This is a genomic window from Pseudomonas sp. TE3728, assembly GCF_056279145.1.
In genome coordinates this window covers 3056211-3081488 of record NZ_JBWBQT010000001.1, presented here as the reverse complement: position 1 = coordinate 3081488, position 25278 = coordinate 3056211, and the positions used below count along the sequence as shown (strand labels likewise).

At 59.1% G+C, this 25278-nt stretch carries 23 protein-coding genes; 12 read left to right on the top strand and 11 right to left on the bottom strand.

The features are described from left to right. Nucleotides 1–2 precede the first annotated feature (2 nt). The 6 genes from ACZ89R_RS13210 to dksA all read right to left on the bottom strand — a co-directional run bounded on the left by ACZ89R_RS13210 (nucleotide 3) and on the right by dksA (nucleotide 8334). A complete protein-coding gene (locus ACZ89R_RS13210) occupies nucleotides 3–1403 on the bottom strand; it encodes a polynucleotide adenylyltransferase PcnB (RefSeq protein ID WP_123497189.1) in 1401 nt (466 codons plus the stop codon). 738 nt (nucleotides 1404–2141) lie between these two features. Next, nucleotides 2142–3578 (bottom strand): sigma-54-dependent transcriptional regulator, encoded by a 1437-nt coding sequence (locus tag ACZ89R_RS13205; protein WP_008068513.1) that lies wholly within the window; start codon nucleotides 3576–3578, stop codon nucleotides 2142–2144. Nucleotides 3579–3600: 22 nt separating this feature from the next. Further along, nucleotides 3601–6555, bottom strand: coding sequence for a sensor histidine kinase (locus ACZ89R_RS13200; protein ID WP_429545568.1), 2955 nt, complete (start codon nucleotides 6553–6555; stop codon nucleotides 3601–3603). Then, complete coding sequence (locus ACZ89R_RS13195) at nucleotides 6539–6715, bottom strand: hypothetical protein (protein ID WP_003176118.1); 177 nt, start codon at nucleotides 6713–6715, stop codon at nucleotides 6539–6541. The genes ACZ89R_RS13200 and ACZ89R_RS13195 overlap by 17 nt, the downstream gene beginning before the upstream one ends. Before the next feature lie 77 nt (nucleotides 6716–6792). Beyond that, nucleotides 6793–7689, bottom strand: a complete 897-nt coding sequence (gene gluQRS / locus ACZ89R_RS13190; protein WP_429545569.1) for a tRNA glutamyl-Q(34) synthetase GluQRS — start codon at nucleotides 7687–7689, stop codon at nucleotides 6793–6795. Nucleotides 7690–7890: 201 nt separating this feature from the next. Continuing rightward, nucleotides 7891–8334, bottom strand: a complete 444-nt coding sequence (gene dksA, locus ACZ89R_RS13185; RefSeq protein ID WP_030130357.1) for an RNA polymerase-binding protein DksA — start codon at nucleotides 8332–8334, stop codon at nucleotides 7891–7893. 334 nt (nucleotides 8335–8668) lie between these two features. Here dksA and ACZ89R_RS13180 point away from each other — a divergent pair, with 334 nt between their 5' ends. Both ACZ89R_RS13180 and sfsA read left to right on the top strand, forming a co-directional pair. Then, nucleotides 8669–9841, top strand: a complete 1173-nt coding sequence (locus ACZ89R_RS13180) for a pyridoxal phosphate-dependent aminotransferase (RefSeq protein ID WP_429545570.1) — start codon at nucleotides 8669–8671, stop codon at nucleotides 9839–9841. After that, a complete protein-coding gene (gene sfsA / locus ACZ89R_RS13175; protein WP_429545571.1) occupies nucleotides 9841–10554 on the top strand; it encodes a DNA/RNA nuclease SfsA in 714 nt (237 codons plus the stop codon). The genes ACZ89R_RS13180 and sfsA overlap by 1 nt, the downstream gene beginning before the upstream one ends. On the opposite strand, the gene ACZ89R_RS13170 is transcribed toward sfsA, so the two are convergent. Then, the gene (locus ACZ89R_RS13170) at nucleotides 10543–10860 is read right to left on the bottom strand and encodes a Rieske (2Fe-2S) protein (protein ID WP_429545572.1); all 318 of its coding nucleotides are present in this window, start codon (nucleotides 10858–10860) and stop codon (nucleotides 10543–10545) included. The genes sfsA and ACZ89R_RS13170 overlap by 12 nt on opposite strands. 241 nt (nucleotides 10861–11101) lie before the next feature. Here ACZ89R_RS13170 and ACZ89R_RS13165 point away from each other — a divergent pair, with 241 nt between their 5' ends. Genes ACZ89R_RS13165 through ACZ89R_RS13155 form a run of 3 tightly spaced genes read left to right on the top strand, consistent with a single transcriptional unit; the run spans nucleotide 11102 to nucleotide 13740 of the window. Then, nucleotides 11102–12085 (top strand): FecCD family ABC transporter permease, encoded by a 984-nt coding sequence (locus tag ACZ89R_RS13165; protein ID WP_429547859.1) that lies wholly within the window; start codon nucleotides 11102–11104, stop codon nucleotides 12083–12085. Beyond that, a complete protein-coding gene (locus ACZ89R_RS13160; RefSeq protein WP_429545573.1) occupies nucleotides 12085–12852 on the top strand; it encodes a heme ABC transporter ATP-binding protein in 768 nt (255 codons plus the stop codon). Before ACZ89R_RS13165 ends, ACZ89R_RS13160 begins: the two co-directional genes overlap by 1 nt. Nucleotides 12853–12873: 21 nt before the next feature. Then, on the top strand, nucleotides 12874–13740 hold the full coding sequence (locus ACZ89R_RS13155) for a ChaN family lipoprotein (protein WP_429545574.1): 867 nt from the start codon (nucleotides 12874–12876) through the stop codon (nucleotides 13738–13740). A 268-nt stretch (nucleotides 13741–14008) separates the two neighbouring features. Here ACZ89R_RS13155 and ACZ89R_RS13150 read toward each other — a convergent pair whose 3' ends face one another. The 3 genes from ACZ89R_RS13150 to ACZ89R_RS13140 all read right to left on the bottom strand — a co-directional run bounded on the left by ACZ89R_RS13150 (nucleotide 14009) and on the right by ACZ89R_RS13140 (nucleotide 16506). Continuing rightward, nucleotides 14009–14281 (bottom strand): TfoX/Sxy family protein, encoded by a 273-nt coding sequence (locus ACZ89R_RS13150; protein ID WP_007902045.1) that lies wholly within the window; start codon nucleotides 14279–14281, stop codon nucleotides 14009–14011. Between the two features lie 232 nt (nucleotides 14282–14513). After that, entirely contained in the window at nucleotides 14514–14858 is a 345-nt protein-coding gene (locus tag ACZ89R_RS13145; protein ID WP_052967693.1) for a pentapeptide repeat-containing protein, read from the bottom strand. Nucleotides 14859–14949: 91 nt separating this feature from the next. Then, nucleotides 14950–16506: a bifunctional aminoglycoside phosphotransferase/ATP-binding protein gene (locus ACZ89R_RS13140; protein WP_429545575.1), complete on the bottom strand. Its 1557-nt coding sequence runs from the start codon at nucleotides 16504–16506 to the stop codon at nucleotides 14950–14952. Nucleotides 16507–16624: 118 nt separating this feature from the next. Between ACZ89R_RS13140 and mrcB the strand changes: the two genes are divergently transcribed. The 3 genes from mrcB to ACZ89R_RS13125 are packed head-to-tail and all read left to right on the top strand — an operon-like array spanning nucleotide 16625 to nucleotide 20029. Beyond that, entirely contained in the window at nucleotides 16625–18943 is a 2319-nt protein-coding gene (mrcB, locus tag ACZ89R_RS13135) for a penicillin-binding protein 1B (protein WP_429545576.1), read from the top strand. A 16-nt stretch (nucleotides 18944–18959) separates the two neighbouring features. Beyond that, complete coding sequence (locus tag ACZ89R_RS13130; RefSeq protein WP_008068536.1) at nucleotides 18960–19694, top strand: tetratricopeptide repeat protein; 735 nt, start codon at nucleotides 18960–18962, stop codon at nucleotides 19692–19694. Next, the gene (locus ACZ89R_RS13125; protein WP_429545577.1) at nucleotides 19694–20029 is read left to right on the top strand and encodes a YqcC family protein; all 336 of its coding nucleotides are present in this window, start codon (nucleotides 19694–19696) and stop codon (nucleotides 20027–20029) included. Before ACZ89R_RS13130 ends, ACZ89R_RS13125 begins: the two co-directional genes overlap by 1 nt. 124 nt (nucleotides 20030–20153) lie before the next feature. Here ACZ89R_RS13125 and ACZ89R_RS13120 read toward each other — a convergent pair whose 3' ends face one another. Beyond that, on the bottom strand, nucleotides 20154–20576 hold the full coding sequence (locus ACZ89R_RS13120; RefSeq protein WP_429545578.1) for a DUF4124 domain-containing protein: 423 nt from the start codon (nucleotides 20574–20576) through the stop codon (nucleotides 20154–20156). A gap of 400 nt (nucleotides 20577–20976) precedes the next feature. On the opposite strand from ACZ89R_RS13120, the gene ACZ89R_RS13115 reads away from it, so the two are divergent. The 4 genes from ACZ89R_RS13115 (at nucleotide 20977) to pssA (ending at nucleotide 25263) form a co-directional block, all read left to right on the top strand. Continuing rightward, entirely contained in the window at nucleotides 20977–22701 is a 1725-nt protein-coding gene (locus ACZ89R_RS13115) for an acetolactate synthase 3 large subunit (protein ID WP_305446905.1), read from the top strand. Nucleotides 22702–22703: 2 nt separating this feature from the next. Beyond that, nucleotides 22704–23195, top strand: coding sequence for an acetolactate synthase small subunit (ilvN, locus tag ACZ89R_RS13110; protein ID WP_003176102.1), 492 nt, complete (start codon nucleotides 22704–22706; stop codon nucleotides 23193–23195). A gap of 47 nt (nucleotides 23196–23242) precedes the next feature. Beyond that, on the top strand, nucleotides 23243–24259 hold the full coding sequence (ilvC, locus tag ACZ89R_RS13105) for a ketol-acid reductoisomerase (protein ID WP_003185459.1): 1017 nt from the start codon (nucleotides 23243–23245) through the stop codon (nucleotides 24257–24259). 146 nt (nucleotides 24260–24405) lie between these two features. Next, nucleotides 24406–25263, top strand: a complete 858-nt coding sequence (pssA, locus tag ACZ89R_RS13100) for a CDP-diacylglycerol--serine O-phosphatidyltransferase (RefSeq protein WP_008006914.1) — start codon at nucleotides 24406–24408, stop codon at nucleotides 25261–25263. The last annotated feature ends 15 nt before the right edge of the window (nucleotides 25264–25278 follow it).

The window sequence follows — 25278 nt, the reverse complement described above, 5'->3', positions numbered from 1 at the left end:
GCTTATTCGCCTGTAGCGCTCGGTGCGCCGGCCGCGCGCTTGCGTTTGGCACCGCCGCTGCGTCGACGTTTGCGTGGAGCACCGGTACCGTCGTCCTTGCCGCTGAGGTCGCGGATCATGTCCCGGCGTTCGCTGTCGTTGGCGTCCTGATAATCGGTCCACCATTCGCCCAGGCCATCGGTCTGCTCACCGGCGCTTTCACGCAGCAGCAGGAAGTCGTAACCGGCACGGAACCGCGGATTGTCCAGTAACAGGTCGGCGCGTTTGCCGCTACGCCGTGGCAAGCGCTCCTGCATGTCCCAGATCTCGCGGATCGGCATGGTGAAGCGTTTCGGAATGGCGATGCGCTGGCACTGCTCGGCGATCAATTCGTGAGCGGCTTCCTGCATCGCCGGAATCGGCGGCATGCCGCGTTCTTGCAGGCGCAACACACGGGCCGGCAGGGCAGGCCAGAGCAGGGCGGCAAACAGGAACGCCGGGGTGACCGGCTTGTTCTGCTTGATTCGCAGGTCTGTGTTGATCAGTGCTTCACTGATCAACGTATGGGTGTAGGTCGGGCTGTACTCCAACGCTGCCGCACTCGCCGGGAACAGCGGATCGAACAGCTGCAGGTCGACCAGCATTTCGAATGTGTCCGCGGCATAGCCGGAGAGGAACAACTTGAGCACTTCTTCGAACAGACGAGCCGACGGGATCTCACGCAACAACGGCGCCAGTTCGCGAATGGGCGTGGCGCTGTGTTTTTCGATGCCGAAATTCAGCTTGGCGGCGAAACGCACGGCCCGCAGCATCCGCACCGGGTCTTCCTGGTAGCGTTGCTTCGGATCGCCGATCAGGCGGATCAGGTGATTGCGGATGTCGTGTACGCCGTTGGCGTAGTCGAGAATGCGCTCGCTAACCGGATCGTAATACAAGGCGTTGATGGTGAAGTCGCGGCGTTGCGCGTCTTCTTCCAGAGTGCCATAGACGTTGTCGCGCAATATGCGCCCGCTTTCATTACGAGACGATTGGTTGCTGTCTTCGTCTTCGTCGTTTTGCGGGTGATTGGCGCGGAAGGTCGCGACTTCAATGATTTCGCGGCCAAAGTGGATATGCACCAGTTTGAAACGCCGACCGATAATCCGCGCGTTGCGGAATTCGGCGCGTACCTGTTCAGGCGTGGCGCTGGTGGCGACGTCGAAATCTTTCGGCGTGATGCCGAGCAGCATGTCACGCACACAGCCGCCGACCAGGTAAGCCTGGTAACCGGCGTTCTGCAGGCGTTCGACGATATTCACCGCGTAACGGCTGAATTGTGCCTTTTGCAGCGAATGTTGGCCGCTGTTGAGCACTTCAGGCGTACTGCGAATGTGTTGCGTATGACGCTTGGGAGAACGGAATGACTGGAACAACTTCTTCAGCATGGGATGCACTGTTTGAAGGAATGTTCGGCCATAACGAAGAATGACCGCATGATGGGCGGGGATTCTAGCATTTAGTCGGGGGATGGTGTAGGACACAGCAGATATGAGCTGCAAGCCACAAGCTACAAGAGAAAAGCGAAGCGCAGGCGGGGGAGGTTTTTCAAATCGCAGAAACCACAAGGGGAGCCGAAGCTCCCCAAGAAGTAGTTGCATGCTCTATTTTTATTATTGGTTTCGGGCTTCTTGTTTTTGTTGAGCGCCCTCGCCATGAAGTTTTCCTTCATGACCCTCCCAATCGGGAGCCAAGAGCAAACGGATTGCTTTGGTCGCTGTGTTGCTGTGATCGTTCGATCCAACCAGTTCAGGCACTGTCTTGAGACAGTTTTTTATTATTCTCGGCCTGGTCGTGGGGCAAGCCCCAAATGCAACGCCTCTCCAAAAGAATCAGTTAGCTACGCCTCTCGCCGTCTTGTTTTTATTGTGCGTGAGTCGATTCGTCTTATTTTTATTGTCTTGTACATTGCTTGTTATTGTTCTTGTACCAAACATATAGCAGGGTGCGTGCCAACTTTTGCGAGGCCCAGTAAAACAAGGGGTTAGGCGGGCTAATGGTGTTTTTCGAGGCCCAAAAAAACCGGGGCTTCGTTACCGTAAGCCCCGGCTTCTGTTACGCGAAAAAGCTGAGGTAACAGTTTTTTCACAATGTCATGTGTTACCCGCACATCCGACAGGTGCGGTTCAGCTCTCGCTGGCTACCCCGGTCTTGCGCCGCGGAATGCCCAGGCGCTGACGGCGCTCCCACAGACATTTGCGACTGACCCCGAGTTTGCGGGCCAGTTCGGTTTCGGTCATGTGGTCTTGATGCTCGAGAACGAAATGCTGGAAGTAGTCTTCCAGGGACAAATCTTCGGTCGGTTCGTGGCTGGTGTTACCGGCGCCGTTGCCCTGCTGCGGCGCCAGGCCGATGAAGTCGTCGTCATCCAGATCGCTCAGTTCGATGTCGATGCCCAGCAGCTCGGCGGAAATCTCCGGGCTTTCGCACAGGATCACCGCGCGTTCGACCGCATTTTCCAGCTCGCGAACGTTACCCGGCCAGGAATAATGCCGAATGGCCTGTTCGGCATCCAGGGCGAACTTCAGATCGGTACGGCCGACCCGTGCGCTCTGCCGCGCGAGGAATGCAGTGGCAATTTCATTGACGTCCGCACCGCGTTCGCGCAAGGCCGGCAGTTTCAGGGCGATTACGTGAAGGCGGTAATACAAGTCTTCACGGAACTGCCCAATCTTCGCCAGGCTCTTGAGGTCCCGGTGCGTCGCGGCAATCAGGCGTACGTCGACCTTCTGCGACTGCACCGAACCTACCCGGCGGATTTCTCCTTCCTGCAACACACGCAGCAGGCGGGCCTGGGCTTCCAGTGGCAGTTCGCCGATTTCATCGAGGAACAAGGTGCCGCCGTCCGCCGCTTCCACCAACCCGGCACGCCCGGCACTGGCGCCGGTAAAGGCGCCTTTTTCGTGGCCGAACAGTTCGGACTCGATCAGGCTTTCCGGAATGGCCGCGCAGTTCACCGAAATCATCGGCGCCTTGGCGCGTTTGGACAGGTTATGCAGGGCGCGTGCTACCAGTTCTTTACCGGTACCGGATTCGCCCTGGATCAGGACATTGGAATCGGTTGGCGCGACTTTGCGGATCTTGCTGTACAGGTCCTGCATCGGCGGGCAGGAGCCGATAATGCCGATTTCGCCGTTGCTGTTGTCGACACCATTTTTCGCGGCACCATTGCTCGTCTTGCCGACGACCGGTTCACCGCTGGCTTGCGCCGATTGCCGGTCACGCAGGATTCGCGCGACGGCCTGGAGCATTTCGTCGTGATCGAAAGGCTTGGCGATGTAATCCACCGCGCCCATTTTCATGGAGTCGACGGCCGAACGCAGGCTGGCGTAACTGGTCATGATCAGCACCGGAGTGCCCTGGCCAAGTTTGATCAACTCGGTACCGGGTGCGCCCGGCAGGCGCAGGTCGCTGACGATCAGGTCAAATGTGGGGATGCTGAAACGCTCTTGTGCTTCCTGCACGGATCCGGCTTCGCTGACCTGGTACTGGTTACGTTCCAGCAGACGGCGCAAGGCGGAGCGGATAATTGTTTCGTCTTCGACGATCAAAATGTGCGGCATTGATTCGATACTCTCGACGGTCTCAGTTCACAGCGGACGTCGCTTCGACATGACGCGGCAAAGTTACCCGGATACGGGTGCCGCGTTGGCTTTGAACATCAGCCGGGCTGTCGATGGTGATTTGTCCATAATGCTCTTCAACGATGGAATAGACCAGTGCAAGGCCCAGACCGGTGCCTTCGCCAGGGTCCTTGGTGGTGAAGAAAGGTTCGAACAGTCGGTCCATGATGCTCGAGGGAATACCACTGCCTTCGTCTTCGACGATCAGATCGACCGTGTGTTCGCCGGCTTCGCTTTTGACTCGCACCGCACTGCCCGGAGGCGAGGCGTCGCGGGCATTTGAGAGCAGGTTGATCAATACCTGGGCGAGCCGCTGCGGGTCGCCTTCGACCCAATGGTCGGGATCGCACAGGTTGTAGAACTGTACTTCGAAATTGCGCCGGTTCAAGGCCAGCAGGCCGATGGCATCCTGGGCCACTTCCGCCAGACAGACGGGCTCGTCACTGTGCTGATAACTGCCGGCGTGGGCGAAGCTCATCAGCGACTGAACGATGCGTGACACGCGTTTGGTCTGCTCGAGGATCTGCCCGCTGATTTCCGTGAGCTCGGTGTCGTCCTCACGCTCTTCGCGCAAGTTCTGCGCGAGACAGGCAATGCCGGTGATCGGGTTGCCGATTTCATGGGCCACGCCGGCCGCCAGTCGACCGATGCTGGCCAGGCGCTCGGAGTGCACCAGCTTGTCTTCGAGCATCTGGGTTTCGGTCAAATCTTCCACCAGCAGCACCAAACCACTGTTACCCGGCGCCAGCGGTTCATCGATCGCCGCTTTGTGCAGGTTCAGCCAGCGCGTCTGACCGTCGAGAGCCAGGTGCTGTTTGTGCAAATGCTCGTCCGGCAGATTGATGAAGCCTTGCAGCAGTTCTCTCCACGGATCGCCAATGGTGCTCAGGCGCGAACCGACCACACGCTGCGCGGCAATCCCGGTCAGTTCCTCCATGGCTTTGTTCCACATGAGGATTTCCTGATCCTTGGCCAGCGAGCACACGCCCATCGGCAACTCCTGCAAGGTCTGGCGGTGGTAGCGGCGCAGGGCATCAAGTTCGGCGGCAAGACCGGTGAGGCGCGAGTGGTAGTCCTCAAGACGGCTTTCGATGAAGTGGATGTCTTCGGTGACGTAGTTTTCGCCGCCAGCCTTGTAGGGCAGGAAGGTTTCGACCATGTCCTGCGCCACGCTTGGCCCCATCAGGCCCGAGAGGTTGGCTTCGATACGGTCCCGCAAACGGCGCAAGGCGTATGGCCGGCGTTCATCGAATGGCAGATAGAGGTCTCGCAGCGCCTGCTCGACTTCTTTCTGCGCAGCCTTGGCGCCCAATGGTTTTGCAAGCTGCGTGGCAAACTCCTGAGGCGAGGCCGCGTGCAGTTCGCGGCGTTGTGGGCGGCGAACGTTGTCCACCGCGCAGGCTTCGGCGGCGCTGGCCTCTTCGGGACTTGCGTTGGTGAACAACGAGATCAGCGTGAACATCAGCACGTTGGCGGCCAGCGAGGCGATTGCCGCCATGTGCCAACTGGTGTCGTCCAGCACGTAAATCATGTTCAACAGCGGAATGTAGAAGCCTTGCAGATTGCCGACTAGCGGCAGCAGCATGGTCACCAGCCACACCAGAATCCCCGCCAGCAGACCTGCGATGAAGCCGCGGCGGTTGGCGGTCGGCCAGTACAGCACCGACAACACCCCCGGCAGGAACTGCAGCGTCGCGACGAAGGCGACGATGCCGAGGTTAGCCAAATCCTGCTCGGCGCCCAGCATCAGGTAAAAACCGTAACCGGCCATGATGATCGCGACGATCAGCGCCCGGCGGGTCCATTTCAGCCAACGGTAAATATTGCCTTCGGCCGGCGGCTGATAGAGCGGCAGCACCAGATGGTTCAGCGCCATCCCGGACAGCGCCAGCGTGGTGACGATAATCAGGCCGCTGGCCGCTGACAATCCGCCGACATAGGCCAATAGCGCCAAGGCTTTGTTGTTGGCGGCGATGCCAATGCCCAGGGTGAAGTATTCCGGATTGGTCGTGGCGCCGAGTTTCAGGCCGGCCCAGAGAATCAGCGGCACCGCGAGGCTCATCAACAGCAGAAACAGCGGTAGACCCCAGCTCGCACTGACCAGTGAGCGCGGGTTGAGGTTTTCGGTAAAGGTCATGTGGTACATGTGCGGCATCACGATCGCCGAGGCGAAGAACACCAGCAGCAGCGTGCGCCACGGGCCTTCCTGCAATGGTGTGTGCAGGGCGGCGAGGGCGGTCTGGTTTTGCAGCAGCCACAGTTCCAGCTGTTGCGGCCCATCAAACACGCCATACAGCGCATACAGACCGACGCCGCCAATCGCGATCAGTTTGATCACCGATTCGAAGGCAATCGCGAACACCAGGCCTTCATGTTTCTCGCGGGTAGCGATGTGGCGTGAGCCGAAGAAAATCGTGAACAGCGTAATCAGTGCGCAGAAGCTCAGGGCCACGCGATGCTGCACCGGCTCGCGGGTGAGGATACTGATGGAATCGGCCACTGCCTGAATCTGCAACGCCAGCAACGGCAGGACGCCGATCAGCATGAAAATTGTCGTCAGTGCGCCGGCCCAGGTGCTGCGGAAACGAAACGCGAACAAGTCGGCCAGGGACGAGAGTTGATAAGTGCGGGTGATTTTCAGGATCGGGTACAGAAGCACCGGCGCCAGCAGAAACGCTCCGGAAACCCCGAGGTAGCTGGACAGAAAACCGTAGCCGTACTGATAGGCCAGGCCCACCGTGCCATAAAACGCCCAGGCACTGGCGTAAACGCCCAGCGACAGGGTGTACGTCAGCGGGTGGCGAATGATCGCCCGGGGGATCATGCCCCGTTCGCTGACCCAGGCCACGCCGAACAGCACCGCCAGGTACGCGGCGCTGATCAGGATCATCTGGGTCAGGCTAAAGCTCATCGGCATCTTTTTGGCTCTGCAGAATGAAGGTCACGACAATCAGAATCAGCCAGAGCAAATAAGGGCGATACCAGGCGCCCGTGGCGTCGATCCACCAATCCATGATGGCCGGGGAGAACAGATAAATCCCCACTACCAGGAGCAGGACCAAGCGATAGATGTACATCCCGGCCTCTCTTTTTTATGCGCGTGCCCGAAAACGTGCGGCGATGGTAACGGATGGGCGCGCCACTGCAAGTGGCATCACTGCAGTTGCGCTTCGGGCAACGTCAGTGTGCGCGGGATCAGCGATGCATCCCAGTGGGTAATCCCCCAGTTCAGCACTTGCCGTGGCGTGGCGTCATTCAGTTCGGTCGCAGGTTTGTGCCCCAGCGCCCGCAATGCGCGCAGTAACAGCGGCGTGGCCTGATCTTCGTTCAGCGGCGGCGAGCGATAGGATTTGCCGAGTTTGTGGCCGTCCGGCTGGGTAATCAGCGGGATGTGCAGGTAGCGCGGTTGCGGCAGGCCCAGCAGTTCTTGCAGATAGAGCTGGCGCGGCGTGGAATCCAGCAGATCGGCGCCGCGCACGATATCGGTGATGCCTTGCCAGGCGTCGTCCAGCACCACTGCCAGTTGATAGGCGTAGAGCCCATCGCGGCGGCGGATCACGAAATCACCCACCTCCCGCCCCAGATGTTGACGGAACTCGCCCTGCACCCGGTCGATGAAGTGGTATTCCAGTTCCGGTACACGCAGGCGGATCGCCGCGTTCTCGGTGCCGTGCCCCGCGTTGCGGCAGAACCCGGGATAGATGCCGTGATATGGCTCCAGTTGCTTGCGCGAGCAGGTGCAAGCGTAGGCCAGGCCCTGATTGAACAGGCGATGGATGACTTCGTCATAGGCCGCGTGCCGCTCGCTCTGTCGGACCATGTCGCCATCCCACTCGAACCCGTAGCTTTCCAGCGCCTTGAGAATCGCTGCCTGAGCGCCGGGTTCTTCGCGCGGCGGATCGAGATCTTCCATGCGCACCAACCAGCGGCCGCCGACCGAACGGGCGTCGAGGTAGGAGGCCAGTGCTGCGACCAGCGAACCGAAATGCAAGTGGCCGCTGGGTGTAGGAGCGAAACGGCCGATGTAGAGAGGGGAAGTCGTGGCAGTCATGGACGAATGTTACTTCTCTGGTCGTGCGCAAGTCCCTGTGGGAGCGAGCCTGCTCGCGAAGGGGGCATCAGCTCCAACATTAGTGCCTGACACACCGCATTCGCGAGCAGGCTCGCTCCCACAGGTTTGCTGCCAGGGCAAATGTCAGAAACAAAAAAACGGAGCGTTCGCACGCTCCGTTCTTCGTTCAAGTCGCCAAGATTACTTGCCGACTTGCTTTTCCTTGATTTCCGCCAGGGTCTTGCAGTCAACGCACATGTCGGCGGTAGGGCGGGCTTCCAGTCGCTTGACGCCGATTTCGACGCCGCAGGACTCGCACCAGCCGTATTCTTCGTCTTCGATCAATTGCAGGGTTTTGTCGATTTTCTTGATCAGCTTGCGCTCGCGGTCGCGGGCGCGCAATTCGAGGCTGAATTCCTCTTCCTGGCTGGCACGGTCTGCCGGATCAGGAAAGTTGGCCGCTTCGTCTTTCATGTGATCAACAGTACGGTCGACTTCCTGCATCAAGTCCTGTTTCCACTTGTTCAGGATCTTGGTGAAGTGAGCGCGCATGGGCTTGCCCATGTACTCTTCGCCCTTCACTTCTTTGTAGGGTTCGAAGCCGCTGATCGACTGGTTCTGCTGTTGCTTTGCTTGGGTGGGCATGAAATGGACCGCCTCTACTCTTGTAATCCATTGCGCAGGATTGCTCCATCACCGACACCTGCCGGCCCTGCGGCTGCAAGCGGGCGAACTTACCAGATCAAATCGGACCGCGCTACTCCCGGATGTCGAGCCCGCGGCCCGTGGGCCTTGCAAAAGATTGCAAAGCCTTGCCTGGTGGCTCTGGAGACCTGATCAATTATTGATTTTAGTCAAACCTGGAGCATACGCTTGAACCGTTTGAGACCAGCGTTATATGGGCTCTGACCGCTTTAGGTTCTCGCTCGTTCCTGCGCTTGGGTAGAATCGATTCTTTTCCCCGTTGTAAGGAAGGCTAATGGCTCTGTCCTACAGTGCGCGCAGTCGCGCTATCGAACCGTTTCACGTCATGGCCCTGCTGGCGCGAGCCAACGAGTTGCAAGCAGCCGGGCACGACGTGATTCATCTGGAAATCGGCGAGCCGGACTTCACCACCGCCGAGCCGATCATCCAGGCCGGCCAAGCCGCGTTGACGGCGGGGAAGACCCGTTACACCGCTGCCCGCGGCATTCCTGAGCTGCGTGAAGCCATTTCGGGCTTTTATCAGCAACGTTACGGGCTGAACATCGATCCGCAACGAATTCTCATCACTCCCGGCGGTTCAGGCGCGTTGCTGTTGGCCAGCGCCTTGCTGGTGGACCCAGGTAAACACTGGCTGCTGGCAGACCCGGGTTACCCGTGCAACCGGCACTTCCTGCGGTTGGTGGAAGGCGCGGCGCAACTGGTGCCGGTCGGCCCGGACGTGCGTTATCAGCTGACCCCGGACCTGGTGGCGCGCCACTGGGATCACGACAGCGTCGGCGCCCTGGTGGCATCGCCGGCCAACCCGACCGGGACCATCCTGACCCGCGACGAATTGGCCGGGCTCTCTGCAGCGATCAAGGCCCGCCACGGCCATTTGGTGGTCGACGAGATCTACCATGGCCTGACTTACGGCACGGAGGCGGCCAGCGTGCTGGAAGTCGATGACAGCGCCTTTGTCCTCAATAGTTTTTCCAAGTATTTCGGCATGACCGGCTGGCGCCTCGGTTGGCTGGTAGCGCCAGAAGCGGCGGTCGGTGAGCTCGAAAAACTCGCCCAGAACCTCTACATCAGCGCCCCGAGTATGGCCCAGCACGCCGCATTGGCTTGCTTCGAACCCGCCACCATCCAGATTTTCGAGGAGCGTCGCGCCGAGTTCGGCCGACGTCGTGATTTCCTGCTGCCAGCCCTGAGGGAGTTGGGCTTCGGTATCGCTGTGGAGCCGGAGGGTGCATTTTACTTGTACGCCGATATCAGCAAGTTCGGCGGCGATGCCTTCGCGTTCTGCCGACATTTCCTCGAAACCGAGCACGTCGCGATTACGCCGGGCCTGGACTTCGGGCGTTATCAGGCCGGGCATCATGTGCGGTTTGCCTACACCCAAAGTCTTCCACGTTTGCAGGAAGCGGTTGAGCGGATCGCTCGTGGTTTGCGGAGCTGGCAAGGCTGATGCGTTTTCATCCTCCCCTCGAAGAAGGTCGCTTGATTCGTCGCTACAAACGTTTTCTCGCTGATATCGAAACCGTTAGCGGCGAGTTGCTGACCATTCACTGCCCTAACACCGGTTCGATGCTTAATTGCCAAGTCGAAGGCGGGCAGGTCTGGTTCAGTCGTTCCAACGACCCCAAGCGTAAATTGCCCGGCACCTGGGAAGTCGGCGAAACCCCGCAGGGGCGACTGTTCTGCGTAAACACCGGGCGCGCCAACGGTTTGATCGAGGAGGCGTTGAGGGCCAATGTCATCACCGAGCTGAACGGCTTTACCGAATTGAAGCGCGAAGTGGCCTACGGTCAGGAGAGCAGCCGCATCGATTTCCGTCTCGACTACCCGAGCGGGCCAGCCTATGTAGAAGTCAAAAGCGTCACCCTGGGCTTCGATGGCTCGTTGGTGGCGGCATTTCCTGACGCCGTGACTCAGCGCGGGGCCAAGCATTTGCGGGAGTTGGCGCATTTGGCCCGGGACGGGATTCGTGCCGTGCAGTTGTATTGCGTGAACCTGACCGGCATCGACTCCGTGCGTCCTGCTGAAGAAATCGATTCGGCCTACGCGGCGGCGTTACGCGAAGCGGTGGCGTGCGGGGTCGAAGTGCTGGCGTATGGCGTGCACTTGACCCATCAAGAGATGGTGGTCGATCGGCGCCTGGAGGTGCTGTTAAACGGTTAGCCAGATCCCTTGCTCGTCTTCGCGACAGGGGATGGTGGTCAGGGATTGCCCGGCGCACGGGCCGGCGACACATTCGCCGTCTTCGATCAGAAACAGTGCGCCATGGGTGGCGCACTGGATCAGGCTGTTGCTGGGGTCGAGAAACTGGTCGGGTTTCCATTCCAGTCCGACGCCCCGGTGCGGGCAGCGATTTTCATACACATACACCCGGCCGGCCCGGCGCACGGCGAAGAGCTTTTGACCATCAACGTCGAAACCGCGACTGCTGGCGTCAGCCAATTCGGCGCCTGTGCAAAGAAGCTTCATGTCTATCCTCAAGTCCCGCAGCTCGTGAGCGGATATGTCCGAGCTTGACGTTCAAATGCAAGCAAATATCAAATGGCCGCTCACCCCCCAGGGCGATTGCCGGATGCCGAGGATACTTGGCCTGTTCTCTCGATGCCCGGCAAAACTTTTCAAGGAAGCTGTTTATGCGCCTGAGTGCGACCGGCCAATGACCGTTCTGGTTAAACCCCGTGCATTATTCATTGGCCTGAGCCTGCTGTGTTTGCTGGCGATCTGGTTGTCGCTGGCGTTGGGGCCGGTGAGTTTGCCGTTGTTCGACACGTTACGCGCGTCGTTGCGGCTGATGGGTTTACCCATCGCGCCCGACGGGTTGGAGCAGGCCGAGTTGATCCTGGGGCAGATTCGCTTGCCGCGAACCTTGCTGGGCCTGGCGGTGGGCGGCGTTTTGGCGCTGTCCGGTGTGGCGATGCAGGGCCTGTTTCGCAACCCTCTGGCCGATCCGGGATTGGTGGGAGTCTCCAGCGGTGCGGCATTGGGCGCAGCCATCGCGATTGTCGGCGGCTCGGTGTTCGGCGGTCTGCCGGAATCCTTCGGGCCTTACCTGTTGTCGGTGTGCGCGTTTCTCGGTGGGCTGGGTGTAACGGCGCTGGTCTATCGACTGGGGCGACGCAATGGCCAGACCAACGTCGCCACCATGCTGCTGGCCGGTATTGCATTGACTGCCCTGGCCGGTTCGGCGGTAGGGTTATTCACCTATCTGGCGGATGACGCGACCCTGCGCACCTTGACGTTCTGGAACCTGGGCAGCCTTAACGGCGCCAGTTATTCGCGACTTTGGCCGTTGTTGCTAGTGAGCACCGGTGTGGCGCTGTGGCTGCCGCGTCGGGCCAAGGCCTTGAATGCATTGTTGCTGGGGGAGTCAGAGGCCGGTCACCTGGGTATTGATGTCGAAAGGCTTAAGCGCGAACTGGTGTTCTGCACGGCACTGGGCGTCGGTGCGGCGGTTGCGGCGGCGGGGATGATCGGGTTTGTCGGTCTGGTGGTGCCGCATCTGGTGCGGCTGCTGGCCGGCCCGGATCATCGTGTGCTGTTACCGGCATCGGTATTGGCGGGGGCCAGTCTCTTGTTATTTGCCGATCTGGTGGCGCGGCTGGCCCTGGCGCCGGCCGAGTTGCCGATCGGGATTGTCACGGCTTTCATCGGCGCACCGTTCTTTCTGTATTTACTGCTCAGGGGGCGTGCCTGATGTTGCGCGCGCAGAATCTGCAAATCCGGCGAGGCCGAAAGATTGTCCTTACGGGCATCACGCTTGAGCTCAAACCGGGCGAAGTGCTCGGCGTGCTGGGCCCCAATGGTGCCGGTAAAAGCACATTGCTCGGCGCCCTGTGCGGCGAATTGCAGGCGGACCACGGCAGCGTCTGGCTCGATGAGCGCGAGCTGAATCATTGGGCCGGGGCGCAGCGAGCCCCGCGTTTGGCGGTGTTGCCGCAGGTGTCGACCCTGGACTTTGCCTTTCGCGTCGAAGAAGTGGTCGGCATGGGGCGTTTGCCTTATCAAAGCGGCCGGGTCAGGGATGACGAAATCGTCGCCGCCGCGCTGCACGCGGCCGATGCGCAGCACCTGAGTGGTCGTAGTTATCTGGCATTGTCCGGTGGTGAGCGTCAGCGGGTGCACCTGGCACGCGTCCTGGCGCAGCTGTGGCCGGGGGAGGCGGGGCAAACGTTGTTGCTCGACGAACCGACGTCGATGCTCGACCCGCTGCACCAACACACCACTCTGCAAGCGGTGCGCGAGTTCGCCAATCGTGGTGCCGCGGTGCTGGTGATCCTGCATGATCTGAACCTGGCGGCACGCTATTGTGATCGTCTATTACTGCTCGAAGGTGGGCGTCCCGTGGCGCTGGATACGCCGGAGCAGGTATTGCGCCCGGAACCGCTCAAGGCCGTGTTCGGGCTGGAAGTACTGGTGCAACCGCACCCGGAGCGTGGGCATCCGCTGATCATCGCCCGCTGAGCATTTCATCGAGGTGAGAACATGCGTGTGATGGTGATCCTGGCTGTGCTGTTACTGAGTGCCTGTCAGCATGTGCCGGTGGTATCGCCACCGGTCAGCGGCGAGATCCGGGACCTGCGCAGCGGGCAAACACTGACCGCGCAGGAACTGCTTGCACGGTTGGCCAAGCCTTTGCGGTTGATCGTCGGCGAGCAGCATGACAATCGTGATCACCATCAACTGCAATTGTGGTTATTACAGACGCTGAATGAGCAGCGACCCCAAGGCAGTCTACTGCTGGAAATGCTCACGCCGGATCAACAAGGGCGCGTCGATCACGTTAAGCACTCTTCACCGCTACCCGCTGACTTGCCCAATGCGTTGGCCTGGCAACCGGGTTGGGAGTGGAATCTGTATGGGCAGATCGTTGGTTTTGCCCTGACTCAGCCGTACCCGTTGCTGGCGGCCAATCTGGATACGCTTGAAGTCCGTAATGTCTATGCCAAACCGCCGACATTGAGCGGTTCGCGCTCCAACGCCCCGATGGTCAAGGAGACGTTGCTGGCACAAATCAGCGATTCCCATTGTGGCTTGCTGCCCACATCGCAAATGCCCGCGATGCTGGCCGTCCAGCAGCAACGTGACCGGCGGATGGCCGGGCGATTACTGGCCGCACCTGCGCCTTCACTGCTGTTTGCCGGCGCGTACCACGCACGCAAGGATGTCGGGGTGCCGATCCATGTGCAGGACTTGGGTGAGTCTGAAGCGCCGATGGTATTGATGCTGGCGGAGCAGGGCGCTGATATCACGCCGGCCATGGCCGATTACGTTTGGTATACGCCCGCCACGCCACCGCAGGATTACTGCGCGCAAATGCGTAAACAGTTCGGCAAGCAGTCAGGGCAGTAAAACCTGGCGAGTTTTCCACAGGCAAAAAAAGACCCGGCAAGAGCCGGGTCAAATAACCGTGATTAGCCTGATGAGGAGATAATCTGAGAGTCCGAACCAAGGGCTTTTCAGAATATCGACCAGTCTCGCGACCAGTTGTGATAATCATAGCGATTCTCATTACCAAGTCAACCGCTGATTTTCAATTTCTGTGGATCTCACCAGTTCCCTTGGTGAAGGCCTTGCAATCATTGCTCTTCAGGCTGTGTGCGTAAGCGTAATTACCCCTTCAAATCTTGTGGCGTGACGAGATAGCGTCCAGTTGTTTGTTCAAAGCTTCCTTGCGTTCGGCGGGAATGTCGTTCCAGTGAACATCCATCAGTGCGCCTTCGATCGCATACAACAACACCTTGGAAGCCCGAAAACCGCGCGTACGCACGGCCCGATAAGCATCCACAGCTCCCAGCCGACGCAAGTCCGATGCACTGTGGATGCCCACGGCATGCAGCCATTGCGCCGACGTCTTGCCAAGATTCTTCAGGTGTTGCAGTTCATCATTCATCAAGCCTCCTTGCGACAGCCGAACGGTGCGTGGGCGAGCCTCTCAGCAGTGTAGCCATCAGTAGGAAAAGCGTGATTGTTTGGTCGGTTTCGACGCAAAAGCTTCTAAGACGCGGGCTCTAGAAGTGGCGGGAAAAGGCTGCGAGTGCGGTCGGAAGGTGTGAGTTTCGGGGGGTAAAAAATGTACAAGTCCAGCGCAAGGCAGGGGCGCCGGACTTGGTAGAACGTCGCTTTTAGCGAGTGCGATAACGCAGTCGCGTACCGAAATTCATCGACATCAGAATCTCATCGGCACTCAGCTCTGGCGGAAAGTAGGCGCCGGATATCTGCGCGTGAGCCAGGCTAGCGCCTTCCAGGGATGAGTTGCGAAAGTCAATGCCGCGCAAGTCGGCGGAGCGGAAATAGGCATCGGTGAAGTCGACGCCGTCGGCGTTCAGTTCACGCAGATCGAGGCCACGGAAATCGCCACCGACCATGTCGATAGGTCCGTCTTTCGGGCGTTCGTTGTTGAAGCCTGTGATGTCGTCTTTGTGCAGCAAGGCATAAAGCGGGGTGTCGAGAAGTTTCGGCTGGCTCATGTCGCATCACCTGATGGTTTTATGGCGCCAGTATAGTGCCACTATTTGACAGCCGTGAAGCCGGTGAGGGCTTCACGGTTGAAATAGTTTCTTACAGGCCTGGCAGGCGTTGGCGAATCTGCGCAACAACGGTATCGAGCGTGCCACTTTCATTGGTCTGGACGCGTTTGCTGCAGAGAATTTCTGCTGGCGTCAGGGCCTCGCGGCTGGCTTGCTGGGCGGCGATAACGGCCAGGTTGGCGTCGGATGGATCGTTATTGTCTGCCTGACGTTGCTTCAGCCAGCTCTCGATCACCGCTTGCGGTGCGTCGCAGTCGAGGATCAGGAACGGCGCGCCCGTGGCTTCGGCGATTTTTGCCGCGCCGTCGCGTTGGTCGCGCTTGAGGTAGGTGGCATCGACCACCACCGGGAAACCGGCATGCAAAATTACACCGGCGATTTCATGCAGACGGCTGTAGGTGGCGGCGCTGGCGTCAGCACTATAGATGCCGGCCTGCGGGTCGTTCGGTACGGTTTGCTCGCCGAACATACGCTTGCGCTCGACGTCGGAACGCAGGCGAATGGCGCCGAGGGCTTCCACCAGGCGCATGGCCACGTGACTCTTGCCGACGGCGGAAACACCGTGGGTAATCGCCAGGAAACGCGAAGGAATGGTGCTGTAGCTTTCCGCCAGATTGGCGTAGTTGCGGTACTGACGCAGCGTGGTAGCGCGCTGCACCGGATCAGCCTCGGCCGGCATGCTGAACAGGCTGACCTTGGCGCGAACCAGTGCGCGGTAGGCTTTATAGAAGTTCAGAAGCTCCAGGCCCTGATAGTCGCCGGTCAGCTCCAGGTATTGGCTGATGAAACGGCGCGCCAGGCTTTTCAGACCGCGGTCTTCCAGGTCCATGGCCAGGAAGCCGGTGTCGGCGTAAACGTCGGTGAAGCGGAACGGTTCGTTGAACTCGATGCAGTCGAAGATCACCACGTTGCCGTCGATCACGGTGGCGTTGCCCAAGTGAATGTCACCGTGGCATTCACGAATGAAACCGTCGGCCTTGCGCTGGGCGAATAGCGGCTTGAGGCGTTCGAAGCTGCTTTCGGCCCAGGCTTGCAGCGCCTCGAGTTGCAGCAGATCGGCCTTGTCGCTGAGGAACGGACGGATCTGTTCGAAGTTCTGCCGTACCGGCGCCATCACGCTGTCCGGCGTGCCGGCTTCGTGCTCGGCAGGCACTTTCGGCGCGCTGAGGTGGAATTGAGCGATCTGCGCCGCCATCTCGTCGATGTGCGTGGTGGTCAGTTCGCCGTTGGCTTGCAAGGTGCTGAGCAATTGGCTTTGTGGGAACTGACGCATTTTCAGGGCGTAATCGACAACCGGGCCATCGCCACCCAGTTGTGGCGCCTCGGCGCTGCCAGTGATTGGCAACACTTCCAGATACAAATCATGGGTCAGGCGCTGGTTCAGGCGCAGCTCTTCAGCACAGAAATGCTCGCGAGCCTCGAGGCTGGTGAAGTCGAGGAAGCCGAAATTCACTGGCTTCTTCACTTTATAAGCGTAGGGGCCGGTGAGCAGCACCCACGAAATATGGGTTTCGATGACCTGAAACCCTTCTACGGGATGCGGGTAGAGGGCCGGGTTTTGCAGGGCAGCGATCAGGGACTGGCTCACAGGCGATCCTTCAGAGTCTGGGGAAAATTCAAGGCCGCCATTATGGCCGCAAGTCTGCCCGACGCAAACCTCAGCGGGCTTCTGTCGAGTATGAATAAAGTGCGTATAATCCGCCGCCATGACTCGTACTCGATCCCCCCGCACCCCCAAAAAACCACCTTCCAAGGGCATGCGCCCCTGGCTGGGCTGGGCCCTTAAACTCAGCCTGGTCGGCCTTGTGGTGCTTGCCGGGTTCGCGGTTTACCTCGACGCTGTGGTCCAGGAGAAGTTCTCCGGCAAGCGCTGGACCATCCCGGCCAAGGTGTACGCGCGCCCGCTTGAGCTGTTCACTGGCCAAAAGCTGAGCAAGGAAGACTTCCTCACCGAGCTCGATGCCTTGGGCTACCGACGCGAAGCCGTCAGCAACGGCCCTGGCGCGGCGGCGGTCAATGGCAATACCATCGACTTGAATACCCGTGGCTTCCAGTTCTATGAAGGCATGGAGACAGCTCAGCCTGTGCGCGTGCGCTTCTCCGGCGATTACGTGGCCGAGCTCTCGGCGACCAACGGTTCGAAGCTCTCTGTGGTGCGACTGGAGCCTCTGCTGATTGGCGGGATTTACCCTAAGAACCTTGAAGACCGCATCCTGATCAAGATCGATCAGGTTCCGCCGTATCTGCTCGAAACCCTGATTGCCGTAGAAGACCGGGATTTCTACAGTCACTGGGGCGTGTCACCGAAGTCGATTGTCCGAGCCATCTACGTCAACACCTCGGGCGGCAAAATGACCCAGGGCGGCAGTACGCTGACGCAACAGTTGGTCAAGAACTTCTACCTCACCAGCGAACGCAGCCTGACCCGTAAGCTCACCGAAGCGATGATGGCGATGTTGCTTGAGCTGCATTACGACAAGCGCGAAATTCTTGAGGCTTACCTCAATGAAGTGTTCGTCGGCCAGGATGGTCAGCGCGCGGTGCATGGTTTCGGTCTTGCCAGTCAGTTCTTCTTCGGGCAGCCATTGTCTGAGCTGAAACTGCATCAAGTCGCTTTGTTGGTGGGCATGGTTAAGGGGCCGTCCTATTACAACCCGCGTCGCAACCCTGAGCGGGCGCTGGAGCGGCGCAATCTGGTGCTCGATGTTCTGGGGGAACAAGGCGTTGCCACTACCGAGCAGGTTGAGGCGGCGAAGAAAATGCCACTGGGTGTGACCACTCGCGGCAAGTTGGCCGACAGCTCGTTCCCGGGCTTCCTCGACCTGGTTAAGCGTCAGTTGCGCGAAGACTACCGCGACGAAGACTTGACCGAAGAAGGGTTGCGGATTTTCACTAGTTTCGACCCGATCCTGCAGATGAAAGCCGAAGCCTCGGTCAACGACACGTTCAAGCGTCTGGCCGGGCGCAAGGGTTCCGATGAGGTTGAGGCGGCCATGGTCGTGACCAACCCGGAAACCGGAGAAGTCCAGGCCATGATCGGCAGTCGTCAGGCGGGTTTTGCCGGTTTCAACCGGGCGCTGGACGCAGTACGACCAATCGGCTCGTTAATCAAGCCGGCGGTTTATCTGACAGCCCTCGAGAAGCCGAGCCAGTACACGCTGACCAGTTGGCTGTCGGACGAATCCTTCTCGGTCAAAGGCGCGGACGGTCAGGTCTGGAAACCGCAGAACTATGATCGCCGTTCCCACGGTACGGTGTTCCTTTATCAAGGGCTGGCGCATTCCTACAACCTGTCGACCGCACGTCTCGGCTTGGCGGTGGGCGTACCGAATGTCTTGAAGACCCTGGCGCGTCTGGGGGTGAGTCGCGAGTTCCCGGCGTTCCCGTCGATGTTGCTGGGGGCCGGTGGCTTGACCCCGATCGAAGTGGCGACCATGTACCAGACGCTGGCCAACGGTGGGTTCAATACGCCGATGCGCGGGATTCGCAGCGTGCTGACTGCCGAGGGCGAGCCGCTCAAGCGTTATCCATTCCAGATTCAGCAGCAGTTCGATCCGGCGTCCATTTACCTGGTTCAGAGTGCCATGCAACGAGTCATGCGTGAAGGCACCGGTAGTTCGGTTTATAACGTGTTGCCGAAAACCCTGACCCTGGCCGGCAAAACCGGTACCAGTAACGATTCGCGGGACAGCTGGTTCGCCGGTTTCAGTCAGGATCTGCTGGCGGTGGTCTGGCTGGGGCGCGATGATAACGGCAAGACGCCGTTCACCGGTGCCACTGGTGCGTTGCAGGTCTGGACCAGTTTCATGCGCAAGGCCGATCCGCTGCCGCTGGACATGCCGCAGCCGGACAACATTGTTCAGGCCTGGGTCGATTCGCGCACCGGGCAAGGTTCTGAAGGCAGCTGCCCAGGCGCGGTGCAGATGCCGTATATTCGCGGCAGCGAACCACCTCCCGGTCCCGCTTGCGGTGGCGAAAACCCTGCTGAATCGGTGATGGATTGGGTCAAGGGCTGGATGAATTAAGCAAAGAGGGTTTCAAGTGAACAAGTGGTTGATTCCGGCGGTGACTGCCGTGGCTTTGCTCAGCGGTTGCTCTACCGTACAGCGCGGTTCGATTCCGGTTGTGGATTCCGGCACCGCCGTCTCCAACAGCGAACGGATTTCGGCGAATGGCGGTTTCCGGCAGTCGACGGTAAAGCGTCCTGCACAAGCCCAGACTCAGGCAATCCCGCAAGGGGACACTGGCGTTGTTGTGATGGTGCCGGGTGGTGGCGCCGTTTCCTCGGCCCCGATCAGCACTTCGCCGATTACCCCTGGCCCGATAACTCCGGGGCCGATCGATACCTCGCCGGTCCAGTCGGCACCGATCAATCAGGGCAGCTACAGCATGCCATCGACGCCGAGCGGGATTCCTTCGGCGAGCTCCGGCGGCCTGTCTGCCGATGAGCAACTGGACGGCCCGGTTCTGGCGTTGTTGACCACTGCTCAGCAGCAACAGGCCAGTGGCGACCTCAATGGCGCGTCTTCCAGCCTCGAACGCGCCCAGCGTGTCGCGCCGCGTGAGCCACAAGTGCTTTACCGTCTGGCCCAGGTACGTATGGCTCAAGGCGATGCGGCACAGGCCGAGCAATTCGCTCGTCGTGGCTTGACGTTCGCCAGTGGTCGTCCGGCCCTTCAGGCCAGCTTGTGGGAATTGATCGCCCAGGCGCGTGAGAAACAGGGTGACTCTGCCGGTGCAGCGTTGGCGCGTCAGAAGGCCAAGGTCTCGCTGTGATGGATGCACGCTTCCCGAAGATTGCCGAACAGTTGCTGTTGATCGAACGCGAACTGCGCGTTCAGGGCTGGTGGGACGAAGTTCCGCCATCCGCTGAAGCGCTTTCCAGTGTCGAGCCGTTTTCGGTGGATACGCTGAATTTCGAGCAATGGCTGCAATGGATCTTCCTGCCAAGAATGAAGTTGATCCTGGAACAAGACCTGCCATTACCCAACGCGTCGGGAATCCAGGAGATGGCCGAAATGGTCTTCGCCGCCCGCAACGTCCAGGGCAAGGATCGGAAGCTTCAGGTCTTGCTCAAAGAGTTCGACCTGTTGATCACCGTCTCTCGCTAACTCCAATCCGTTGTAGGAGCCGTAGGAGCCGTAGGAGCTGTCGAGTGAAACGAGGCTGCGATCTTTTGATCTTGTTCTTAAAAGCAAAATCAAAAGATCGCAGCCTCGTTTCACTCGACAGCTCCTACATGCAGTTTTTCCCAATCTGTTTCTGCGCTTCGGTGATGCGCTCCTGACGTTGTTGGTCGGTCAGACGGCGCATCTCACCGTCGACATCCTCCCGTAGTCGCGGATTGTTCTGCAGTTGAGCCAGGTTGGTTCGAGCCTGTTCGCAGAATACTTTTAGCTGGGCTTGCTGCTCGGCAACCTGTTTTTTCACCTTGTTGTCGATGGCCCGTTGATCGCCTATCACGTTGCTGCGCATTGGCGTGGCCGGTTTGTCGACGGGCGGGGCGGGCGTCACCACGAGGGTGGGCTCCTGGCCTGGGGGCGGTTGCGCATCGAAATGGGTAACGCCCTGGGCATCGACCCATTTATAGATCTGACCCGCCATGCACAAAGGGCTCAGGCTGATCAGCAAGCCGGCGGTGAAGAAGAACGTTCGCATGCCATTTCCTTGTCATGGGTGCGCAATCGAAGCTAACACAGTTGCGGTTTAAAGGTTTTTTCTTGCGTTCTCATGCGCTTAGTTCGAATAAAGCACATTGACGGCTTGACTTGCGATGGGCGAAACAGAAGAATCCAAAGTCCGCTGTAGAGGGACTGCCAGAAGCAGACCCACTCGGTAGATCATGAGGCGCACATCCGCGCCGACCTGTTACACCCGCAACGCGTTACCTCGCGCTGGGTGGGAAAGGCCCGCAACACTTGGGACGATCCCAATACTTGCTCAGTCAGTGCTGACGTAGTCGGCGACCACCGTCGCTCATGCTCTGCCGAGAAGTAAACCTATTAAGACCCGTCCTCTTGTATGTGGGCGGTATTCTGGCGTTTTAGAGGTGAACAACGTGGAGCTTTTATCTGGCGGTGAGATGCTCGTCCGCTTTTTGCGTGACGAAGGCGTCAAATATATCTACGGGTACCCGGGTGGTGCTCTTCTTCATGTCTATGATGCCCTGTTCAAAGAACCGGAAGTGACCCACATCCTGGTTCGTCACGAGCAGGCTGCGACCCATATGGCTGACGGCTATGCCCGTGCCACCGGTAAAGCCGGTGTGGTACTGGTAACCTCCGGCCCGGGCGCAACCAACGCCATCACCGGTATTGCCACGGCCTACATGGACTCCATTCCGATGGTGATCATTTCCGGCCAGGTGCCTAGCACCATGGTAGGCACCGATGCATTCCAGGAAACCGACATGATCGGTATCTCCCGGCCAATCGTGAAGCACAGCTTCATGATCAAGCATGCGTCGGAAATCCCGGAAGTCATGAAGAAAGCGTTCTACCTGGCGCAATCCGGTCGTCCTGGTCCGGTCGTTGTCGATATCCCGAAAGACATGACCAACCCGGCCGAGAAGTTCGAATACATCTTCCCGAAAAAAGCCAAGCTGCGTTCCTACAGCCCGGCCGTTCGCGGTCACTCCGGGCAAATCCGCAAGGCAGCCGAAATGCTCCTGGCGGCCAAGCGTCCTGTGCTTTATTCAGGCGGCGGCGTGATTCTCGGTGGTGGCTCCGCGCCGCTGACCGAACTGGCGAAGATGCTCAACCTGCCAGTGACCAATACCCTGATGGGTTTGGGTGCCTACCCTGGCACCGACCGTCAGTTCATTGGCATGCTCGGCATGCACGGCAGCTACACCGCCAACCTGGCGATGCACCATGCCGATGTCATCCTTGCAGTCGGCGCGCGCTTCGATGACCGCGTGATCAACGGCCCGGCCAAGTTCTGTCCGAATGCCAAGATCATTCACATCGACATCGACCCGGCTTCGATCTCCAAGACCATCAAGGCAGACGTGCCTATCGTCGGTCCGGTCGAAAGTGTCCTGACCGAAATGGTCGCGATCCTCAAGGAAATCGGCGAGACCCCGAACAAGGAGTCCGTTGCCAGCTGGTGGAAGCAAGTCGATGAGTGGCGCGGTGATCGCGGCCTGTTCCCTTATGACAAGGGCGACGGCAGCGTGATCAAGCCGCAGACCGTGATCGAAACCCTGTGCGAAGTGACCAAGGGCGACGCCTTTGTGACCTCTGACGTGGGTCAGCACCAAATGTTCGCCGCGCAGTACTACACGTTCAACAAGCCGAACCGCTGGATCAACTCCGGTGGCCTGGGCACCATGGGCTTCGGTTTTCCGGCGGCCATGGGCATCAAGCTGAGCTTCCCGGATGAAGACGTTGCCTGCGTAACGGGCGAGGGCAGCATCCAGATGAACATTCAGGAACTGTCGACCTGCCTGCAATACGGTTTGCCGGTGAAGATCGTCATTCTGAATAACGGTGTACTGGGTATGGTTCGCCAGTGGCAGGACATGAGTTATGGCAGCCGCCACTCGCACTCCTACATGGAATCATTGCCTGACTTCGTCAAGCTGGCCGAGGCCTATGGTCACGTTGGCGTGCGCATCACCGAATCGAAAGATTTGAAGTCGAAGATGGAAGAGGCGTTCGCCATGAAAGATCGCCTGGTGGTTATCGATATTTCGGTCGACACCAGCGAGCACGTCTACCCGATGCAGATCAAAGACGGCTCCATGCGCGATATGTGGCTGAGCAAGACGGAGCGTACTTAATCATGCGGCACATTATTTCCTTGCTTCTGGAAAACGAACCGGGCGCTTTGTCTCGTGTAGTCGGCCTGTTCTCGCAGCGCAACTACAACATCGAAAGCCTGACCGTGGCGCCAACCGAAGACCCGACCCTGTCGCGTCTGACGCTGACCACGGTAGGGCACGATGAAGTCATCGAGCAGATCACCAAGAACCTGAACAAGCTGATCGAAGTGGTAAAACTGGTCGACCTGTCGGAGAGTGCTCACATCGAGCGCGAACTGATGCTGGTCAAGGTCAAGGCCACCGGCGCCCAGCGCGCCGAGATCAAGCGCACCACCGATATTTATCGTGGGCAGATCGTTGATGTCAGCGCTAGCGTGTATACCGTTCAATTGACCGGTACCAGCGACAAGCTTGACAGCTTCATTCAATCGATCGGGACTGCCTCGATTCTGGAAACCGTACGCAGTGGCGTCACCGGGATTGCCCGCGGCGACAAAGTACTGAGCATCTAAACCAAATTAGCGAATGGCCTGAAGGGCCAGATATAAAGGGGAAATTCATGAAAGTTTTCTACGATAAAGACTGCGACCTGTCGATCATCCAGGGCAAGAAAGTTGCCATCATCGGTTACGGTTCCCAGGGCCACGCTCAAGCGTGCAACCTGAAAGACTCCGGCGTTGACGTTACTGTCGGTCTGCGTAAAGGTTCGGCTACTGTTGCCAAAGCCGAAGCCCACGGCCTGAAAGTGACCGACGTTGCTTCCGCCGTAGCGGCTGCCGACCTGGTCATGATCCTGACCCCGGACGAGTTCCAGTCTGCCCTGTACAAGAACGAAATCGAGCCGAACATCAAGAAAGGTGCCACCCTGGCCTTCTCCCACGGTTTCGCGATTCACTACAACCAGGTTGTGCCACGTGCTGACCTCGACGTGATCATGATCGCGCCGAAAGCTCCGGGCCACACCGTGCGTTCCGAGTTCGTCAAAGGCGGCGGTATCCCTGACCTGATCGCTATCTACCAGGATGCTTCGGGCAACGCCAAAAACGTTGCACTGTCCTACGCTGCTGGCGTTGGTGGCGGTCGTACCGGCATCATCGAAACCACCTTCAAGGACGAGACCGAAACCGACCTGTTCGGCGAACAAGCCGTTCTGTGCGGCGGTACCGTTGAGCTGGTAAAAGCCGGTTTCGAAACCCTGGTTGAAGCTGGCTACGCGCCGGAAATGGCCTACTTCGAATGCCTGCACGAACTGAAGCTGATCGTTGACCTCATGTACGAAGGCGGTATCGCCAACATGAACTACTCGATCTCCAACAACGCTGAGTACGGCGAATACGTGACCGGTCCGGAAGTGATCAACGCCGAGTCCCGTCAGGCCATGCGCAACGCCCTGAAACGCATTCAGGACGGCGAATACGCCAAGATGTTCATCAGCGAGGGCGCCACCGGCTATCCTTCGATGACCGCCAAGCGTCGTAACAACGCCGCCCACGGTATCGAAATCATCGGTGAGCAACTGCGCTCGATGATGCCGTGGATCGGTGCCAACAAGATCGTCGACAAAGCCAAGAACTAAGTCCCGAGCTTGTACGGAAAACGCGGCCTAGGCCGCGTTTTTTCGTTTGGATCCGCCGGTTCTGGTATAAAGCTGCATTGTTTGTGGCCGAACCGTCGTCCCAGACACCTGTCGAAACTTTCCACCCCGTTGCAAGGTAAATGTCCATGAGCGAACGTCCCGAAGAGCCAAAGCAGGCTTCTGACGCCGAAAGCCTTCTGCCCATCGATGAACACATCGAAGAAGGGCATGACGCTGAAGGTCGTAAAGTCCGGCATCGTGGTATCTATCTTCTGCCGAATCTGTTCACCACTGCGAACCTCTTCGCAGGGTTCTATTCCATCATCAACTCGATGAGCGCCCAGAGTGCCTTGAGTGCAGGTGATGCCATTGGCGCGAGCAAATATTTTGCGTTTGCCGCGATCGCGATTTTCGTCGCCATGGTGCTCGACGGCCTCGACGGTCGCGTTGCCCGTATGACCAATACCCAAAGCGCCTTCGGTGCGGAGTACGACTCGCTGTCGGACATGGTTGCCTTTGGTGTGGCGCCGGCATTGCTGGCATTCGGTTGGGCCCTGGGTGACATGGGCAAGGTCGGCTGGATGGTTGCCTTCATCTATGTAGCGGGGGCGGCGTTACGCCTGGCGCGTTTCAACACTCAAGTCGGCACCGCAGACAAACGTTACTTCATCGGCCTGGCCAGCCCGGCCGCCGCCGGTGTGGTCGCGGGCATTGTCTGGGCATTCAGCGATTACGGCATTCAGGGTTCCAAGATGTCGTTCCTGGTTGCACTGATGGTTGCCGCCGCCGGGATGCTGATGGTCAGTAACATCAAGTACAACAGCTTCAAGGAGCTGGACTTGAAAGGGCGCGTTCCCTTTGTCGCGATTCTCGCGGTGGTATTGGTATTCGCCGTTGTGTTCAGTGATCCGCCGCGTATCCTGCTGCTGGTCTTCCTTGCCTATGCGGCTTCCGGGCCGGTGCAGTACCTGTTGCGTCTTCGTCGCCACAAAAAAGCCGAGTGATGTAATTTCCCTCAT

Coding starts and splice junctions, on each gene's coding strand:
- ACZ89R_RS13210 (WP_123497189.1), bottom strand. CDS start 1,403: ATGCTGAAGAAGTTGTTCCAGTCATTCCGTTCTCCCAAGCGTCATACG.
- sfsA (WP_429545571.1), top strand. CDS start 9,841: ATGCGTTTTCATCCTCCCCTCGAAGAAGGTCGCTTGATTCGTCGCTAC.
- ACZ89R_RS13170 (WP_429545572.1), bottom strand. CDS start 10,860: ATGAAGCTTCTTTGCACAGGCGCCGAATTGGCTGACGCCAGCAGTCGC.
- ACZ89R_RS13145 (WP_052967693.1), bottom strand. CDS start 14,858: ATGAGCCAGCCGAAACTTCTCGACACCCCGCTTTATGCCTTGCTGCAC.
- ilvC (WP_003185459.1), top strand. CDS start 23,243: ATGAAAGTTTTCTACGATAAAGACTGCGACCTGTCGATCATCCAGGGC.
- pssA (WP_008006914.1), top strand. CDS start 24,406: ATGAGCGAACGTCCCGAAGAGCCAAAGCAGGCTTCTGACGCCGAAAGC.
- ACZ89R_RS13155 (WP_429545574.1), top strand. CDS start 12,874: ATGCGTGTGATGGTGATCCTGGCTGTGCTGTTACTGAGTGCCTGTCAG.
- mrcB (WP_429545576.1), top strand. CDS start 16,625: ATGACTCGTACTCGATCCCCCCGCACCCCCAAAAAACCACCTTCCAAG.
- ACZ89R_RS13150 (WP_007902045.1), bottom strand. CDS start 14,281: ATGAATGATGAACTGCAACACCTGAAGAATCTTGGCAAGACGTCGGCG.
- ACZ89R_RS13200 (WP_429545568.1), bottom strand. CDS start 6,555: ATGCCGATGAGCTTTAGCCTGACCCAGATGATCCTGATCAGCGCCGCG.
- ACZ89R_RS13160 (WP_429545573.1), top strand. CDS start 12,085: ATGTTGCGCGCGCAGAATCTGCAAATCCGGCGAGGCCGAAAGATTGTC.
- ACZ89R_RS13180 (WP_429545570.1), top strand. CDS start 8,669: ATGGCTCTGTCCTACAGTGCGCGCAGTCGCGCTATCGAACCGTTTCAC.
- ACZ89R_RS13120 (WP_429545578.1), bottom strand. CDS start 20,576: ATGCGAACGTTCTTCTTCACCGCCGGCTTGCTGATCAGCCTGAGCCCT.
- gluQRS (WP_429545569.1), bottom strand. CDS start 7,689: ATGACTGCCACGACTTCCCCTCTCTACATCGGCCGTTTCGCTCCTACA.
- ACZ89R_RS13195 (WP_003176118.1), bottom strand. CDS start 6,715: ATGTACATCTATCGCTTGGTCCTGCTCCTGGTAGTGGGGATTTATCTG.
- ilvN (WP_003176102.1), top strand. CDS start 22,704: ATGCGGCACATTATTTCCTTGCTTCTGGAAAACGAACCGGGCGCTTTG.
- ACZ89R_RS13205 (WP_008068513.1), bottom strand. CDS start 3,578: ATGCCGCACATTTTGATCGTCGAAGACGAAACAATTATCCGCTCCGCC.
- dksA (WP_030130357.1), bottom strand. CDS start 8,334: ATGCCCACCCAAGCAAAGCAACAGCAGAACCAGTCGATCAGCGGCTTC.
- ACZ89R_RS13125 (WP_429545577.1), top strand. CDS start 19,694: ATGGATGCACGCTTCCCGAAGATTGCCGAACAGTTGCTGTTGATCGAA.